Origin of the sequence: Myxococcus sp. AB025B, assembly GCF_006518215.1 — a bacterium.
Lineage (GTDB): Bacteria > Myxococcota > Myxococcia > Myxococcales > Myxococcaceae > Myxococcus > Myxococcus fulvus.
Genome location: NZ_SRLW01000059.1, coordinates 1 through 15,730, shown reverse-complemented (window position 1 = coordinate 15,730; position 15,730 = coordinate 1). Strand labels below are relative to the sequence as shown.

The window sequence follows — 15,730 nt, the reverse complement described above, 5'->3', positions numbered from 1 at the left end:
CACTGGGGCCATGGTCTCCTCCGTCGGTGTCGTGCCCCGCTGCGCGGTCCACCCCGAGGAGGAAGCGGGGGCGACCTGTCAGCGCTGTGGCGCGTTCACCTGTGACACGTGCGCGACGTGGGTGATGGGCGTGCTGTATTGCGCCACCTGCGCGGCCCGCCCGGAGGTGAACTACCTGGAGGTCTTCCGCCAGGAGCGCTGGGGCCAGCGTGACGCGAATGCGTGGACGGTGGCGGGCGGCACGCTGCTGCTCGTCGGCCTGGCGGCGCTGGCCATGTACCTGGAGGAGTGGAGGCTGGTGCCGTTGCTGCTCGGCGCCGTGGGCGTGGGCGTGGCGTTCTTCCTGGGGCAGTCGTGGGCGAGGCCGGGCCTGGTGCTCACGCCCGTCGTCGGAGGGCTCTGGGCCACGTCGCTGTATGGCCCGGGGGCGCTGGTGGCCGCGTTCCTGATGTTCATCTCCTCGCTGCAGATCTTCCTCGACACGCGCACCCGGCTCTTCTTCCGCGTGGAGGTGTCCGAGAAGGATTTGCGGCGGCTGTGGAACCTCCAGGTGAACAACCCGCTGGCGCGGCATGCCTTGTCCGCGGGGATTTCGTCGGTGTTCTTCCCGTTGATGGTGCCCATGGCGTTGGTGCTCGGCGTCCTCGGCCTGCGGGCGGTGGATGCCAATGCGAGGCCGCCCATCGGGCGCAGGGGGCAGGCGCTGGCGGGCATCGCGCTGGGGCTGGGCGCGATTGCGCTGTGGGGGCTGGTGCTGTGGCGGCCGGTGTTGCAGGTCGTGTTCGACCGGGTGTTCGCCGACTGGCCCTGAGGGAGCGGGCGCGCCGTGCGTCCGCGCCCTGGCATGTCGCCCCGGCGAAGGGCGGAGGTCCCGTGTCTTCCTCTCCGCCGGTGGTCACGGTGAGGAGGAAGGGAGGGCCACGACATGGCGAATGAAACCGAGGGGCAACAGCAGCAGGCGGACAGGCGTGCGAGCGAGGAGCTGCGCGCGAAGCGGCACGAGTCGAGGACGTCGCGCACGTATGCGTTCTTCCTCCGCGACCTGGAGGCGAGGGCGGGCGTCGACCGGGCGCTCGCGGAGCGGGCGGCGGAGTCGGTGCTCTGTACGCTGGAGCAGCGACTGATGGGCGGGGAGGTGAAGCACCTGGAGGCGCAGCTTCCCCAGAAGGTCCGGGACATGCTGCAGCGCTGCCCGCGACACGAGGGCCTGCCTCCTCGCAAGTTCAAGATGCTGGAGTTCGTCCAGAGGGTCGCGGACGACCTGGACACCACGCCGAACGAGGCGGAGCGGCTGTGCCGCGCGGTGTTCGTCACGGTGCGCGAGCACATCTCCGAGGGCGAGGCCGACGACGTGATGGGCCAGCTCCCCGCGGACCTGCGCGCGCTGTGGATTCCGGACGTCTGAGGGGCCGGGGACTACTGCTTCTCGAGCAGTGACGAGGCCAGTCGACGGAGGTCCTCGGAGTCATCGCGCGCGGCCACGTCGCGAAGCAGCTCGGGGGCCAGGGGCTCCACGGTGAGCACCTGGCCCAGCATCCGCACCAGCTCGGCGCGGACGCGGGGTTCGGGCTCCGTGCGCAGGCACTGCGCCACCGTGCGCAGATGCGGGCCCAAGACGCGCTGGGAAATCACGGCGGCGGCCTGCTCGCGGACAGCGGTGTCCTTGTCCGTCAGGAGGACCTCGTCCAGCAGGGCCTCCACGCTCGCGCCCTTCATGGCGCCCAGGGCCCGAGCCGCCGCGGCGCGCACCTCGGGCGAGGTGTTCGCGAGCGACTTGCGAGCGTAGCCTTCTCCTCGGGAAGAGCCGGTGTGGGCCAGCACGTGCAGACACTCCCGTGCGTCCAGTCGACTGGCTTCACAGCGGCGAAGCAATCCATCGAGGAGCTCGGCGGCGCGGGCAGGCTCGGTGCGTTCGAGGCCTCGCGCCACGGCGCCGAACGCCTGTCCCACCGCGCTCTTCAACGCGGGCTCCGTCGTCATCCCCACGGCCTGGGCGAGTGCCCGAGCGAGCTCGAGGGAGGGCCGCTCCACCCTCCCCGCCGTCGCGGTCAGGTCCCGCGCCAACGCGTGGGTCAGCTCCGGTGAGAGGGGCTCCCGCTTCGCCAGGGCTCGTGCCAGCATCTGAATCAACTTCGACGAGGGTGGCTCCACGCCTCCCTCATCCGCTGGAAAAGGCCGGGAGGTCTCCGGCGCGGAGAGCACCTCGGCGTTCCACCGCGCGGCATGGAAGTCCTTCAGCGTGCCCGCCGCGCGCTGCTCCGAGCCCAGGTGTGTCATCGCCACCCGCGTCTCCATGCGCACCAGCGGCAGCCCCGTCGCGCCACCTCCGGACTCCACCACGTCCGAGCCCGTCACCTCACGCACGAGCCCCTCCGCGTCGAGCGTGAAGTCCCAGTGCCCTCGCGGCCTCGGAACGACGAGCCCCGGCCCGCGAGGCCCCGAGGGCGCCCACACGGGCACCGCCGTGCGCAGGTAGCGCCGCTTCGTCTTCACGTACGTGTGGGCGCTGCCTCCGGCGCGGTACTCCGCCTCGAAGTCACCCGTGGTGTCCTCCTCCTCCGCGGTCCACGCGCGCCCCTCCTCCGCCACGAACTGGGTCGCCGCCACCAGCCTGCGCATGAAGCCTCGGGCACGTGCCCCCACCGACGGGTCGAAGTGCACGGCCACCACCCGTCCGCGCTCGTCCTGCGTCACGTACACGGGCGGCTCGAAGTCGGCGCGGAAGTCGCGCAGCGCCCCCTCCACGAGCGGCTCCGCGTCCTCCACCCATGTGGGCTTCACCCGCGCCACGAAGAAGTGCTGCCCGCCCTCCGTGCCCGCGTAGGCCACGGCGACCTCTCCGCTCCAACCGGAGTGCCGCCAGGTGCGCCCCGCCTCCGCGCCGGGGAGCTGCTCCGCCGTCCGCGTGTCCAGGTCGAAGCGGTAGCGGTGCGTCAGCCCCGTCTTCAGCACCCGCCGCACCCCCTTCACCCCGAACGGGATGACGGACGGCGTCAGCACGGGCGGCGGCGGGAAGCGCGGTGCGGGCTGGAGGGGCGCGAGTGAGGGCCGCGCACGGGGAGCGTCCCTGGCGGACTCGAGACTCCACAGCCCCGCCACCGCCAGCACGGCGAGCAGGGTCAGCAGGCCTTTGAGTCGAGGGGTCACGGCACCTGGGATACGGGCGCGCGGGCCGTTCCTGGTCGTACCGTGTGTGGGACGCGGTGGCCGACGGTGGGTGGGCGCTCAGTGCCCGCCGAGCCGCAGCTCCAGCTCCGCCAGCTCGCGCTTCACGGTGGGGTCCGACTCACGCAGGCCCTCCACCTTGCGCACCGCGGAGATGACCGTCGAGTGGTCCTTGCTGAAGCGCGACGCGATTTCAGGGAAGGAGCTCTTGGTCAGCTTGCGGCTCAGGTACATGGCCACCTGCCGCGCGTGCGCCAGGGCCTTGTGACGGCGGTCCTCCTTCAGCGACTCCACGGTGACCTTGTAGAAGCGGGCCACCTCGCGCTGGATGGCCTCCACGTCCACCACGTGCTGGGCGGGGAGGATGTCGCGGAGGACCTCGGCGGCGAACTCCTCCGTCACCGGCTGGCGCGTCAGGCTGTGCACCGCGGACAGCTTCACCAGCGCGCCCTCGAGCTCGCGCACGTTCTTCTGGATGTGCTTGGCGATGAAGTGCGCCACGGAGTCCGGCAGGTCCAGGTTCTCCGCCACCGCCTTCTTCTGGAGGATGGCCACGCGCGTCTCGTACGTGGGCTCGCGGATGTCCGTCATCAGGCCCATGGTGAAGCGGCTGCGCAGCCGCTCCTCCAGGCCCGGAATCTCCGCGGGCACCGTGTCGCTCGTGAGGACGATGGCCTTGCCCAGCTCGTAGAGCGTGTTGAAGGTGTAGAAGAACTCCTTCTGCGTCTCCTCGCGCTTGCCCAGGAACTGGATGTCGTCGATGAGCAGCACGTCGCACTCCTCCCGGAACTTGCGCCGGAAGTCGGTCATGCGGTGCTCGCGCACGCTCTCCACGTACTCGTTGGTGAACTGCTCGCTGGAGAGGAACACCACGCGCTGCGAGGGGTCCTTCTCCCAGATGTGGTTGCCCACCGCCTGCAGCAGGTGCGTCTTCCCCAGGCCCGTGCCGCCGTAGATGTAGAGCGGGTTGTAGTGGTGACCCGGCTTGTCCGACACCGCCTGCGCCGCGGCCGCCGGCAGCTGGTTGCTGTCCGCCACCACGAAGGTGCTGAACGTGAACCGGCCGTTGAGCCGCGAGGGACGGCCCACATTGACCTTCACGGTGGGTGTGGGCGGAAACTGGGGGTCGGGGACGAGTCCCTCGACGACTTCATAGGTCACGGAGGACAGGCCGTCGCCCATCCGGGCCAGGTGTCCCTCGAGCAATCCGCGGTAGTGGTCGTCCACCCAGTCGCGGAAGAAGCGGTCGGGGACACCCAGCACGAGGGCGTTGTCGCGGACCTCCAACGCGCGCACCCGGTCCAACCACTGGAGCGCGTACTGACGGCCCTCCTGACGGATGGCCTCCAGCAACTTGTTCCAGAGAATTCCAGCACTTGGAAGGGGGGCGGAGGCCTGGGCGAGGGCGTTCAAGTGTGTCTCAACCGTGCAAAGCGGGCGGGACTGCGAGCGTCCGGCGGTGCTAACAGAGGGGTCCAGGTGGATCAAGCTATCGACCCAAAGTGGCGCCGCTGAAGGATCTTTTCCGGACCTCACGAATCGGCAACGGACGTGCCGAGTCAGGGCCGTTGTGGGGATCCGCTCCCCTCCCCCCAACCGCTGGGGCCCTGCCCTCCCGGGTTGACTGGGAGTACGGAACGCAAAACGCTCGGAGCCCCTCCGCGAGCCCTCCAGGAGGAGCGTGTGGATCCGCTCCCAGGTTGATCGAACGGAGGCATGCTCGGCCGCCTCGGATGGATCCACCCGGGCGGCTGGGCGCTCGCGGGAGGATTGGGAGGACTGGAATCCGTTCCCTGGATCTGGAAAATGGGGGCGGTCCTGGTGGTCCTCCGTTGACTTACCCCGGAAATGGGGTTACGGACCCGGCCCTTTCCCTAGTTCAGGTCGCGCCGAAGCCGTAGGAGGCGCCACCCCTCATCAAGGAGTTCGAGCCGTGTCCAAGCGCACGTATCAGCCGTCGAAGCTGCGCCGCAACCGCACCCACGGGTTCCGCAAGCGCAATGGAACCAAGTCCGGCCGCGATGTCCTCAAGCGCCGCCGCGCGAAGGGCCGCAAGCGGCTGGTCGTGTCGGCCGCGAAGAAGTAAGCGAGTCCGCGTGTGAGGGCCGAGGGTGCGACGCCGGGCCGAGAGGGCCCGGCAGACCAGCGCTTCCCCAAGGCCCTTCGCCTGCTCAGCAGGCGTGAGTTCCTCGAGGTGCAGGACGGCGGGCAGAAGCTCCCTTCCGACTGCCTCCTCGCCCTCTACAAGCGCAATGGCCGGGCGTACTCCCGTGTTGGCCTCACCGTGTCGAGCAAGGTGGGAAACGCGGTGGTGCGAGCGCGCCTGAGGCGTGTGCTGCGGGAGCTGTTCCGCAAGCGGCGCACGCAATGGCCCCAGGGCCTGGACGTAGTGTTGGTGGCGCGCTCATCCGCGAAGGAGGCCTCTTTCGTGGCGCTGTCGCGCGCCTTCGACGGTGTCACCCGTAAGCTGCAGCGGCTCCCGCCGGCCGCCGAGCCGAAGCCGAAGGAGCCTCCCCGATGAGCCCGCTCGCCTTCGTCATCTCGCTGCCCATCCGGTTCTACCGGAGGTTCCTGGGGCCGCTGCTCCCGAAGGTGTGCCGCTTCCATCCCTCGTGCTCCACCTACGCCATGGAGGCGCTGGAAAAGCATGGAGGGTTCAAGGGTTCCTGGCTCACCGTGTGGCGCCTGATGCGCTGCCAGCCCTTCCACCCCGGTGGCATCGACCCGGTGCCCTGACGGGGTCTTCACCCCTTGCCGCACCCTCCCCCGCGGGGAGGGACCCTTATGAACGATCCGCTCTCGCCCCAGTCGAACGACTCCCAGAAGCGGCTGCTGGTCGCCCTGCTGCTCTCCTTCGCGGTCACCGCCGGATGGATGTTCCTGTTCCCGCCCCCGCCGGCCGCCCCTGGCGCCGATGACGCGGGTGTGGCGGCCGCAGGCACGCAGGACGCTGGCACCCCCGCACAGGCCGCGCAGCCCTCCCCGGGTGATGGCACCCCGCCTCCCCCGGGCGGCACCGTCGCCGAGGCCACCCCGCCTCCGCCCGCCAGGCAGGTGGACTCGCACCGCAAGGAGTCCGTGTACCGGTTCTCCTCCGTGGGCGCGGGCCTGACGTCCGCCGAGCTGCAGGGCGTGAAGATGCGCGAGCAGCACTCGCTGACCCTGGCCCAGGGCTACCAGCAGCTGCTCGGCAAGGAGGTGCCCCCCGCGCCGCAGATGAACCTGGCGCAGCCGGTGCCCAACCAGCCCCTGCCCCTGTCCGTCACCATCGAGGGCCAGAGCCCGCTGGGCGCGAGCGTCCCCTACGCCGTCGACGAGAAGACGGGCGGCGACGTGGAGTCCCTCACCTTCACCGGCCGCCAGGGCCCGTGGGAGGTGGTGAAGGTGCTGCAGTGGCCGAAGGAGGGCTTCGAGCTCACGTACACCATCCAGGTGAAGAACACGTCGGGCCAGGCGCAGAACGGCGAGCTCTTGGTGCACTACGGCCGCGCCATCGACCCGAACTTCGAGCACGCGCCGTCGTTCTTCGGCGGCGTGGGCAACCTGAGCCGCTCCGCGTGCTGGGTGGATGACAAGCTCCACAACATGAACCCGGGCGACGACGCGCTCGACGTGGAGAAGAGCAAGGGTCAGATTCACTACTTCGGCATCAACCAGCAGTACTTCCTGTCCGCGCTCTATCCGCTGGAGGGCCCGCGCCCTGGCCGCTGCATCCTCGCCGCCACGCCCACCGCGCGTCAGGTCTCCGTGGCCTTCCCGCTGAGCGCGGCCGCGGGTGAGACGGTGACGCTGAAGCTCGGCGGCTACCTGGGCCCCAAGGACCCGGACCTGATGGCCGTGGTGCCCGGGCCGGAGCTGCGCAAGGCCGTGGGCCTGGGTGACGCGACCTTCCACCCGAAGCTCGAGGACACCGTCGACTTCGGCATCTGGGCCGTCATCTGCAAGATTCTGCTCGGCATCATGAAGTTCTTCCACGGCCTCACCGGCAACTGGGGCGTGGCCATCATCCTGCTGACCGTGGTGGTGAAGCTGGTGCTGCTGCCGCTCACCTACCGCTCCATGGTCAGCATGGAAGAGGTGAAGAAGCTCCAGCCGCGCATGGACGAGATTCGCAAGAAGTTCGCGGACAACCGCGAGCAGCAGAACCTCGAAATCATGAAGCTGTACCAGGAGGCGAAGGTGAACCCGCTCGGCGGCTGCCTCCCGCTGCTCATCCAGATGCCGGTCTGGATCGCCCTCTTCACGGCGCTGCGCAACAGCTTCGACCTGTACGGCGAGCCCTTCTTCGGCCCCATCTGGAGGGACCTGACCTACAAGGACCCCACGTACCTGCTGCCCCTGGCGCTGGGCGTGTCGATGATCATCACCCAGAAGATGCAGCCGCAGATGATGGATGCGACCCAGGCGAAGATCATGACCTGGTTCGTGCCCGGCATCTTCACGCTGACGCTGCTGCAGTACCCGGCGGGTCTGTCGCTCTACATCTTCACCAACAACATCTTCTCCATCGCGCAGCAGTACGGACTGAGGAAGTGGTTGGACCGCAACAAGCCGCAGGCCGGTGGGGGTACGCCGGCGGTGGCGACAGCGGGAGGAAAGCGCAAGTGAGCGAGCAGCCGGTTTCCCAGCAGGCTCCCGTCGCCGGGGGCGCGGAGATGCGCCCCCGCGTGGAGAAGCTCCTCGGTGACATCCTGGGCCTGATGGGCTTCCCGGCCCGCCTGGACATGCAGGACGCGGCGGACGGCAGCCTGTCCGTCGCGCTGCACTTCGAAGCGGGGCCTCCGCCCGGCGTCGAGCAGGGCCGCCGCAGCCAGGTGCTGGATTCGCTCCAGTTCCTGCTCAACAAGATGCTGCACCGCCCGGGCGTCGACCGGCGCTGGGTGGTGCTGGGCTGTGGCGCGCACCCGGAGCCCCGGCAGCGTCGCGAGCCGCAGCAGGCTCAGGCCGCGGCGGAGAAGGCCCCCGCGCAGCAGGCGGCGGCTCCTGCGCCCAAGGCGCAGGCGGCGCAGCCTCCCCCGCCGGCGAAGCAGCAGGCGCAGCGTGGGGCGGCCTCCCAGGCCCAGGCGCAGCGTGGGGCGGCGCCCAAGGTACAGGCGGACGGGGACGAGCGGACGCTGGCGGTCGAAGAGGATGCCGCGCTGCGAGAGGCGGTCCGCAAGCTCGCGGAGAAGTCCGCCAGCCTGGGGCGCTTCTACGCGCTCGCCGCGATGAAGCAGGAGGACCGCGCGCGGGTGCTGAAGGCGGTAGAAGGAGTGGTGGGGTTGAAGGTCGCGGCCGAGGGTGAGGGCCGCAACCGCCGAGTGGTGTTCACGCCGGAGAAGCCCGCGCCGCTGCCCAAGCGGAGCCTGCTGCCGGACGATGACGAGGACGACTTCGACGCGTGAGGGCGTGCATGGGCAAGGCGAAGGGTCTCAAGGACAAGCTGTACGGCGCGGCGGTGCTGAAGATGAGCTTCCGCCTGCGCGGCGATGAGGAGTCCCCCGCCTTCCGCTTCGTCTACCCGGGCGTGCTCCGGGACCTGGACATCGAGGACGCGGCCGTGGAGAAGTACATCGAGGAGAACCGCGAGGCCGTCGAGAAGGCCGCCCGTGGCTCCACGCCCCCGATGGGGCCTCGGTAGGTCTGGCTCGAGCGCTGCCGGGGATGCGAGTCCCCGTCAGCGTGCCGAACGGCCGCCGGTTTTCCGCTGACATGACGTCCGTCTCCCCCACCATCGTCGCCCTGGCCACCGCGCCCACCGCGGGGGCAGTGGGCATCCTCCGGTTGTCGGGCCCCGCCGCGCTGGAAGTGGGCCGTCGGCTGGCGCCGGGCATCCCCGTGGAGCCGACGCCGCGTCACGCGTACCTCGCGGCCTTCGTGGACGCGCAAGGGCGGGCGCTGGATGAAGGGCTCTTCCTGTACTTCCGGGCGCCGGCGTCGTTCACCGGTGAGGACGTGGTGGAGCTGCAGGCGCATGGGAGTCCGCGTCTGTTGCAGCTTTTGTTGGCGCGCGCGCTGGAGGACGGGCTCGCGCGGCTGGCGACGCCGGGGGAGTTCACCCGGCGGGCGTTCCTGAACGGACGCATCGACCTGACGCGCGCGGAGGCGGTGGCGGACCTGGTGGCCGCGGACTCGGAGTCCGCCGTGCGCGCGGCCGCGGCCGGGTTGTCCGGGGCGCTGAGTGAGCGGGTTCGCGCGCTGGAGGAGCCGCTGCGCGCGCTGCACGCGGACCTGGAGGGCGTGCTCAACTTCCCGGACGAGGCCGAGGGCGCGGACGAGGACGCTGGGGCGCGAGTCCAGGCGCTGCGTGCACAGGCGGAGGCGCTGATGGCCGAGGCGGGCCATGGCCGACTGGTGCGCCGGGGCGCGCGCGTGGCGTTGTTCGGGCCGGTGAACGCGGGCAAGTCCACGCTGTTCAACCGGCTGGTGGGTGAGGCGCGTGCGCTCGTGGACGACGAACCCGGGACGACGCGCGATGCGCTGGAGGCTCGCGTCGAGTGGAGCGGCCTGGGCGTGACGCTGTTCGACACCGCGGGCCTGCGCGAGACGCCGGGCCGCGTGGAGGCGCTCGGAATCGCGCGCACGCGGGAGCTGCTCTCGGGCGTGGACCTGGCGGTGCTGGTGTTGCCGCCGGGGACGGCCGAGGCGGATGCGGAGCGCTGGCTCGCGGAGGCCGGTGCCACGCCCGTGCTGCGCATCGACGGCAAGTGCGATGTCGAGGCGCGGTCCTCGGTGATGCCCGAGGTGCGCGTCGCGGATGTGCACTCGGACGCTTCGAGGGCCAAGGCCCCACGTACCCGTGCCAGCACTGTCCTGGAGTCAGCGGGCACCGCGTCGTCCGAGTCGAGTTCGACTCCGGGAGCTCCTGCCACGAGCGCATCGATTGTCACGTCCGAAGCGGATGCGCCCTGGGGCGCCCCACCCCGCCTCCGCGTCAGCGGACTCACGGGCGAGGGCGTGGACACCCTGCGTGAAGCGCTCCTCTCACGACTGTGGGGCGGCGGCACGCCCTCGGCGGTCGCCCTCGTGTCCGAGCGTCACGCCGATGCCCTGCGTCGCGCCTCCGAGGCGCTGTCCCGCGCGGAGTCCGCGTCGCGCCTGTCCACCCTGGAGGTCGTCTCCGGCGAGGTGGCCCTCTCCCTGGAAGCCCTCGGTGAAGTGTCCGGAACCTCCGCGTCCGAGGCGCTCATCGACGCAATCTTCCAGCGCTTCTGCATCGGAAAGTGACGCGCCGCCGCACGGCCCAGGCCGTGTCAGACCCCTCCCTAGAATGCCGCCCTCAACCGCCGCACTTTCGGAGGCGCTGTGACGGAAGGCATCATCCACCTGGCGAACCACTCCATGCTCCAGGCCCTGCCCGCGGGCTGGGTCGGAGAGATACTGGACGAGGAGCTCGTGGCTTCTCCCAGGCTGACGCCCGCTCAAACCCGCGCCGCCTTCATGCTGGGCGTGGAGCTGGGTGAACAACTCGACCGGCGCCGGGGTGGCAGCGGACGCTGGTGCTTCCTGCGCGCCCCCGAGCTGCGCCTTGGCCACGACGTGCTCGTGCCCGACGTGGCGGGTTGGCGCCGCGACCGGGTGTCGTCCCCCCTCGACCCGGACGTGCCCTTCCTCACCCTGGCGCCGGACTGGGTCTGCGAGGTGCTCGCCCCGTCCACCGTCGCCCTGGACCGCACGCGCAAGCTGCCCCTCTACGCGCGCCAGGGCGTCTCCCACGTCTGGCTGGTGGACCCGGCCGCGCGCACGCTGGAGACCTACCAGCGCGTCAAGCGAGGCTGGCTCCTCACCGGCTGCTACGACTCGGACGCGCTCGTGCGCGCCGAGCCCTTCACCTCCGCCCCCGTGGAGCTCGAGTCGCTGTGGCTCCCCGAGTCCTCCCTGGGCAACGTCTCCGCGATGCTCTCCGCGGTGCCGTGAGGTCCGCGCGCCTCAGCTGGCGCGCCTGAGAAACGTGGCGTCGACGGGCGCACTGGCCAGTCGACGCACCGTCCTGAGCAGCAGCTCCGCGTCCACGGGCGCGGCCACGAAGCCCCGCGCTCCCACCGCCTGCGCCCGGGGCAGGTCCACCTCGGGCGTCTTGCCCGCGGCCACTACCTGCGCGCCCACCCTCCGGCCCAGCGCCTCCAGCGACGGCAGCGGCGCCACCACCACCTGCGTCTCGCTCGACGCCAGGAGCTCCTCGGTGCTCGCCACCCGCGCGGTGAAGCCCGCCCCCGTCAGCACCCGCACCAGCCCCGACGCCGCCTGAGCGCCCCAGCCGTACACCAGCACCTGCGCCAGCGCCTCCGCGGGCGCCGCCGTCACCGTGGGCAGCTTCGTCTGGGACGGCGTGCGAGGCCGAGGCACCGCCGCCACCACGGGCCGGGGCCGCGCCGTCTCCTCCTCCAGCGAGGACAACAAGGGCAGCTCACCCTCGGAGGGCACCACGGGCGGCGCCATGTTCGTCAGCTCCGCCATGCTGCCGCTGAGCACCATGGGCATCTGCTCGTCCGCCTCCGGCAGGGAGAAGCCCTCCATGCCAGGACGACGGGGCGCGACCTCCGTCTCACCCCGGTACATCCGGCCGATGGCGCGGCGGATGGATGCGTCCGTGGCCAGCCTCGCCACCACCCGCGTCCGCCCCGTCACGCTCTTCACCGCGTCCACCGACGCCAGGCTCGCCGGCGCGGCGATGGCCACCACCAGCGTGTCGCGGGGAGCGTGTCCCTCCAGCCGCAGCGGCACCACGCGGTGTGTCTCCGCCACCCGCTCCGGAATCAGGCGCGCCAGGGCCGCCTCGGGAGGCTGCGCGTCCAGGTCCACCGTCTGCATCCCCTCCTGCTCCGCCAGCGCCTCCAACACCTGCCGCGCCGTGCAGAAGCGCTGGTCCACCACCACCTGCCCGAGCGGAACCCCCCACTTGCGCTGGTACGCCAACGCGGAGTGGAGCTGCAGCGCATCCATCATCCCGCGCTCGAGCAGGATGTCCCCCAGTCGCTTCTTCATGATGCCTTGCTCCTCAGGCCCCCCACGGCGGCCCCCTGCCCCTGGGAACGCATGCGTCCCGGAAACTTGAGTGTTCTCTACGCCCGCACCACCCGCGCGGCTTCCTCCGCCGCGACAGATGGTTCCACGTCCGCGACATCTGCAAGGAAGGGGCCCGATGCCCCACCCGTCATGACGCGCCGTCACGTCTCGAATTGAAACGGAGCACGTCCACGAAAGGTCTGTCGCGGTGACGGGCGGACGCGCCGAGGCGGGAAGGACTCACACACCTCGGCAACCCAAGCGTCCAGCCACCACGCCCGCGCGTCCATGCGGCACGCGCGGACATGTCCTGGCAGGTCGCGGACGACTACCAGCGCGTCTGGGGCATCGGCGCGTGGAGCGAGCCGCGCTCGGGTGCGAAGACACCCATGCGCACGCCCACCTCGTGCACCACGCGCGTGGCCTTCACCAGCGGCGCCCACGGCGTCGAGAGTGACGTGGTGGCGGAGGCCTCGTCGTCGCTGTTGTCACCCGTCTCCCCCAGCATGGAGGACAGCACCTCCGCGGGGCTCTTCTTGCGCGGGTACTCCTCGACCCGGACCTTGGCGTCGGCGGGGAGCTTGGCGGCCTCGCGCGCCAGCTCCAGCGCCTTGGGGTAGCCGCCGAGCGCGTCCACCAGGCCGTTCTCCAGCGCGTCCTCGCCCGTCCACACGCGGCCCTTGGCCAGGCCCTGCAGCTTCTCCACCGGCATCTTCCGGGCGCTCGCCGCGCGCGTGGTGAAGTCCGTGTAGATGCGGTCCAGCTCCGCGTCCACGCGCGCCTGCTGCTCCGGCGTGTAGTCGGCGTCCGAGCTGGCCAGCGTGGCGTTCTTGCCGAAGGCCACCGTGTCGAAGTTGACGCCCAGCTTCTCCCAGAAGCCGTCGGTGACGAACTTGCCCGTGTACACGCCAATGCTGCCCGTGAGCGTGCCGGGCTGGGCGACAATCTTGTCCGCGTCCATGGCGAAGTAGTAGCCGCCGCTGGCCGCGTACGTGCCCATGGTGGCGATGACGGGCTTGCCCGCCTCGCGAGCGCGCTGCACCTCGCGGCGCACCGTGTCGCTGGCCACGTAGCTGCCGCCCGGACTGTCCACGCGGAAGATGATGGCCTTCACCTGCGAGTCCTGCGCCGCCTTGCGCAGCGCCGCCGCCACGCTGTCGCCGCCGAGCGCCTGCTCCCCGAACGGGCTGGAGTCGCTCCGGCCGCGCGAGATGGTACCCACGCCGTGGACGAGCGCGATGGTGTCGCCCGTGGTGTTCGGCCGGCCCGCGCGCTCCAGGTACTTCTTCACGTACAGCAGCTCCGCGCCCTCGCCCGCGGCGGCCTTCTGCGCGGCGTAGACCTCGTCGCGGTAGAGCAGCCCGTTGAGCAGCTTGCCGTCCACCGCCTCCGGCGCGAGCAGCGGCGCCCGGTCGATGAGCGCGCGCACCTCCTCCTCCTTCAGCCCGCGCCCCTCGGCGATGCCGCGCACCATCTGCCCGTAGAGGCTGCCCGCGAAGCGCTCCGTGGCCAGCAGGTGCTCGGGCGTGTAGCCCTGCTCCGTGTAGCTGTTGACCGCGTTCTTGAACTCGTAGCGCTTGTCGAAGCGCGGCTTGACGCCCAGCTTCGCCAGCGCGTCGCGCGCGAAGGGCGTCTCGAACGCGAGGCCGATGACATTCACGCTGCCGGACGGCTGCATGTAGATTTCATCGAAGGCCGACGCGAAGTAGTACGCGCCCGTCGCGTTGCCCTCCTCGCCGAACGAGTCCGTGTAGGCGATGGCCTTCTTGCCCTTGGCGCGGAACGCCTTCACCGCGTCGCGCACCTCCTGCGTCGTCGCGGGGCTGCCGGGGCTGGTGCCCACGCGCACCACCAGCGACTTCACCCGTGAGTCCTCTCCCGCCTTCTCCAGCGCATCCACCACGTCGCGCACGGTGAGCGGGTCCTCGCCGAAGGCCCCGGCCAGCGAGTCGGCGGAGACGTTCTCCGCGAGCGGCTGCGACAGGTCCAGCTCCAACACGAGGTTGGACGGCACGCTGGGGCGGCTCGAGGACGCGAGCACCACCAGGGCCACCAGGCCCAACACGAAGAGGACGGACATCGCGCCGATGAAGGCCAGCGCGCCGATGAGAAAGCGTTTCATCCGAGGAAGCTCCTGGTCCGCGCAAGGGACTCGAATCCTGCAGCGGTCCTTACTACTTAACGGGCCAGCGCGCCGGTGCTTGCACGCCGCTTCGTGTCACCCCGCCGTCCGAGCGACATTCCAGGGGCCGGGCGACGGGGCGCTCGTCCCGGACCCGCGCCTCCCGGACCGCGCATCCCCATTCTTCCAGGGGCCCCGAGGTGACAGGCTGCCTGAGCCCGGGTGCGGGCCCGTACGAGACTTGGAGGAGCGCATGCGGAAGCGGAAGCTGGGGTCATCCGACCTGGACATCACCCCCCTGGGCTTCGGGGCCTGGGCCATTGGAGGGGGCGGTTGGCAGTTCGGCTGGGGCTCGCAGGACGACGCGAAGTCCATCGAGGCCATCCGGCGGGCGCTGGACTCGGGCATCAACTGGATAGACACCGCCGCGGTGTATGGACTGGGGCACTCGGAGGAGGTGGTCGCGCGCGCCCTCGAGGGCCGGAGTCAGCGGCCGTATGTCTTCACCAAGTGCGGCATGGTCTGGGACGCGCAGGGGCGCATCTCCAAGGTGCTCAAGGCGGACTCGGTGCGCCGCGAGTGTGAGGCCTCGCTGCGCCGGCTGAAGGTGGACGCCATCGACCTGTACCAGTTCCACTGGCCGGTGGAGTCGCTGGAGGAGATTGAGGAGGGCTGGAAGGCGATGGAGGCACTGAAGCGCGAGGGGAAGATTCGTTGGGCGGGCGTGAGCAACTTCGATGCGAAGCAGCTCGAGCGCATCCGGGGCATCGCGCCTCCGACGTCACTCCAGCCGCCCTACTCCCTCATCCACCGCGACATCGAGAAGGACACCCTGCCCTTCTGTGAGCAGCACGGCATCGGCGTCATCGCCTATTCGCCCATGGCCTCCGGCCTGCTGACGGGCGCGATGACCCGCGAGCGCGTGGCGGCCTTCCCCCAGGACGACTGGCGCCGCAAGAGCTCCGACTTCCAGGAGCCGAAGCTGACGCGCAACCTGGAACTGGTGGAGCTGCTCCGGAAGGTGGGCCAGCGACATGGGCGCTCGCCCGCGGAGGTGGCCATCGCGTGGACGCTGCGAGCCCCCGTCGTCACTGGCGCCATCGTCGGTGCGCGCAGCGCCGAGCAGGTGGATGGCTTCATCCAGGCGGGGGACTTCCGTCTCACCACGGACGAGGTGCGCGAAATCGAGGACTTCTTCCGGGGACCTCGCGCGCCCTAGAGCGCCGAACAGGTTAGGTCACGCCGCGCGCTGGTAGCGAGCGGCGACCTCAAGGTTTTGGACGGCGGCGAGTCGCCTGAGGTCAAAGAGGTTGCGGCGCGTGCCTCGATATCGGGCCTTCGGGCCCTGGCGGTTGGCGAGATGTGCCAGGCGATGCTCGACACCGACACGCTCGCGGAGTTGTGCACGGCCTGCGCGCGACTGCAGACGTGAGCGAAGGCGCTTCTGGAGCCGCTCGT

General features: G+C 70.6%; 15 protein-coding genes and 1 pseudogene. 11 read left to right on the top strand and 5 right to left on the bottom strand.

Going from position 1 to position 15,730, the window contains the following annotated elements; translation table 11 throughout:
• The first annotated feature begins 10 nt into the window (after positions 1 to 10).
• Together FL311_RS12505 and FL311_RS12500 are read left to right on the top strand one after the other, a co-directional pair.
• Positions 11 to 811 carry a B-box zinc finger protein gene (locus tag FL311_RS12505; protein ID WP_141325256.1) on the top strand — a complete coding sequence of 267 codons (801 nt, stop codon included), beginning with the start codon at positions 11 to 13 and terminating at the stop codon, positions 809 to 811.
• Between the two features lie 114 nt (positions 812 to 925).
• A complete protein-coding gene (locus tag FL311_RS12500; RefSeq protein ID WP_141325255.1) occupies positions 926 to 1,405 on the top strand; it encodes a DUF2267 domain-containing protein in 480 nt (159 codons plus the stop codon).
• Between the two features lie 11 nt (positions 1,406 to 1,416).
• On the opposite strand, the gene FL311_RS12495 is transcribed toward FL311_RS12500, so the two are convergent.
• Entirely contained in the window at positions 1,417 to 3,147 is a 1,731-nt protein-coding gene (locus tag FL311_RS12495; RefSeq protein ID WP_141325254.1) for a HEAT repeat domain-containing protein, read from the bottom strand.
• A 78-nt stretch (positions 3,148 to 3,225) separates the two neighbouring features.
• Positions 3,226 to 4,578 (bottom strand): chromosomal replication initiator protein DnaA, encoded by a 1,353-nt coding sequence (gene dnaA, locus FL311_RS12490; protein WP_141325253.1) that lies wholly within the window; start codon positions 4,576 to 4,578, stop codon positions 3,226 to 3,228.
• A 520-nt stretch (positions 4,579 to 5,098) separates the two neighbouring features.
• On the opposite strand from dnaA, the gene rpmH reads away from it, so the two are divergent.
• The 8 genes from rpmH to FL311_RS12450 all read left to right on the top strand — a co-directional run bounded on the left by rpmH (position 5,099) and on the right by FL311_RS12450 (position 11,061).
• Positions 5,099 to 5,251 (top strand): 50S ribosomal protein L34, encoded by a 153-nt coding sequence (rpmH, locus tag FL311_RS12485; protein ID WP_015353655.1) that lies wholly within the window; start codon positions 5,099 to 5,101, stop codon positions 5,249 to 5,251.
• Between the two features lie 12 nt (positions 5,252 to 5,263).
• Complete coding sequence (rnpA, locus tag FL311_RS12480; RefSeq protein ID WP_046717247.1) at positions 5,264 to 5,686, top strand: ribonuclease P protein component; 423 nt, start codon at positions 5,264 to 5,266, stop codon at positions 5,684 to 5,686.
• The gene (gene yidD / locus FL311_RS12475) at positions 5,683 to 5,901 is read left to right on the top strand and encodes a membrane protein insertion efficiency factor YidD (RefSeq protein ID WP_046717246.1); all 219 of its coding nucleotides are present in this window, start codon (positions 5,683 to 5,685) and stop codon (positions 5,899 to 5,901) included. Before rnpA ends, yidD begins: the two co-directional genes overlap by 4 nt.
• A 48-nt stretch (positions 5,902 to 5,949) precedes the next feature.
• A complete protein-coding gene (yidC, locus tag FL311_RS12470; protein WP_141325252.1) occupies positions 5,950 to 7,773 on the top strand; it encodes a membrane protein insertase YidC in 1,824 nt (607 codons plus the stop codon).
• A 47-nt stretch (positions 7,774 to 7,820) separates the two neighbouring features.
• The gene (locus FL311_RS12465; RefSeq protein ID WP_228556836.1) at positions 7,821 to 8,549 is read left to right on the top strand and encodes a hypothetical protein; all 729 of its coding nucleotides are present in this window, start codon (positions 7,821 to 7,823) and stop codon (positions 8,547 to 8,549) included.
• A gap of 8 nt (positions 8,550 to 8,557) precedes the next feature.
• Positions 8,558 to 8,785 carry a hypothetical protein gene (locus tag FL311_RS12460; RefSeq protein WP_015353650.1) on the top strand — a complete coding sequence of 76 codons (228 nt, stop codon included), beginning with the start codon at positions 8,558 to 8,560 and terminating at the stop codon, positions 8,783 to 8,785.
• Between the two features lie 71 nt (positions 8,786 to 8,856).
• Positions 8,857 to 10,371: a tRNA modification GTPase gene (locus FL311_RS12455; RefSeq protein ID WP_141325250.1), complete on the top strand. Its 1,515-nt coding sequence runs from the start codon at positions 8,857 to 8,859 to the stop codon at positions 10,369 to 10,371.
• A 78-nt stretch (positions 10,372 to 10,449) separates the two neighbouring features.
• Complete coding sequence (locus tag FL311_RS12450; RefSeq protein ID WP_194869178.1) at positions 10,450 to 11,061, top strand: Uma2 family endonuclease; 612 nt, start codon at positions 10,450 to 10,452, stop codon at positions 11,059 to 11,061.
• A gap of 12 nt (positions 11,062 to 11,073) precedes the next feature.
• On the opposite strand, the gene FL311_RS12445 is transcribed toward FL311_RS12450, so the two are convergent.
• Both FL311_RS12445 and sppA read right to left on the bottom strand, forming a co-directional pair.
• On the bottom strand, positions 11,074 to 12,129 hold the full coding sequence (locus FL311_RS12445; RefSeq protein WP_141325249.1) for a general secretion pathway protein GspE: 1,056 nt from the start codon (positions 12,127 to 12,129) through the stop codon (positions 11,074 to 11,076).
• 349 nt (positions 12,130 to 12,478) lie between these two features.
• Entirely contained in the window at positions 12,479 to 14,272 is a 1,794-nt protein-coding gene (gene sppA / locus FL311_RS12440) for a signal peptide peptidase SppA (protein WP_141325248.1), read from the bottom strand.
• Positions 14,273 to 14,525: 253 nt separating this feature from the next.
• Between sppA and FL311_RS12435 the strand changes: the two genes are divergently transcribed.
• Positions 14,526 to 15,491: an aldo/keto reductase gene (locus FL311_RS12435; RefSeq protein WP_141325247.1), complete on the top strand. Its 966-nt coding sequence runs from the start codon at positions 14,526 to 14,528 to the stop codon at positions 15,489 to 15,491.
• Between the two features lie 18 nt (positions 15,492 to 15,509).
• Here the strand turns inward: FL311_RS12435 and FL311_RS12430 are convergent.
• Positions 15,510 to 15,730: pseudogene (locus FL311_RS12430) on the bottom strand (IS5/IS1182 family transposase); the annotation flags it as partial.

Bases quoted from the DNA above. Each gene is read 5' to 3' on its own strand.
- FL311_RS12505 (WP_141325256.1), top strand. From the start codon at position 11: ATGGTCTCCTCCGTCGGTGTCGTGCCCCGCTGCGCGGTCCACCCCGAG.
- FL311_RS12500 (WP_141325255.1), top strand. From the start codon at position 926: ATGGCGAATGAAACCGAGGGGCAACAGCAGCAGGCGGACAGGCGTGCG.
- yidD (WP_046717246.1), top strand. From the start codon at position 5,683: ATGAGCCCGCTCGCCTTCGTCATCTCGCTGCCCATCCGGTTCTACCGG.
- yidC (WP_141325252.1), top strand. From the start codon at position 5,950: ATGAACGATCCGCTCTCGCCCCAGTCGAACGACTCCCAGAAGCGGCTG.
- FL311_RS12465 (WP_228556836.1), top strand. From the start codon at position 7,821: ATGCGCCCCCGCGTGGAGAAGCTCCTCGGTGACATCCTGGGCCTGATG.
- FL311_RS12460 (WP_015353650.1), top strand. From the start codon at position 8,558: ATGGGCAAGGCGAAGGGTCTCAAGGACAAGCTGTACGGCGCGGCGGTG.
- FL311_RS12455 (WP_141325250.1), top strand. From the start codon at position 8,857: ATGACGTCCGTCTCCCCCACCATCGTCGCCCTGGCCACCGCGCCCACC.
- FL311_RS12445 (WP_141325249.1), bottom strand. From the start codon at position 12,129: ATGAAGAAGCGACTGGGGGACATCCTGCTCGAGCGCGGGATGATGGAT.
- sppA (WP_141325248.1), bottom strand. From the start codon at position 14,272: ATGAAACGCTTTCTCATCGGCGCGCTGGCCTTCATCGGCGCGATGTCC.
- FL311_RS12435 (WP_141325247.1), top strand. From the start codon at position 14,526: ATGCGGAAGCGGAAGCTGGGGTCATCCGACCTGGACATCACCCCCCTG.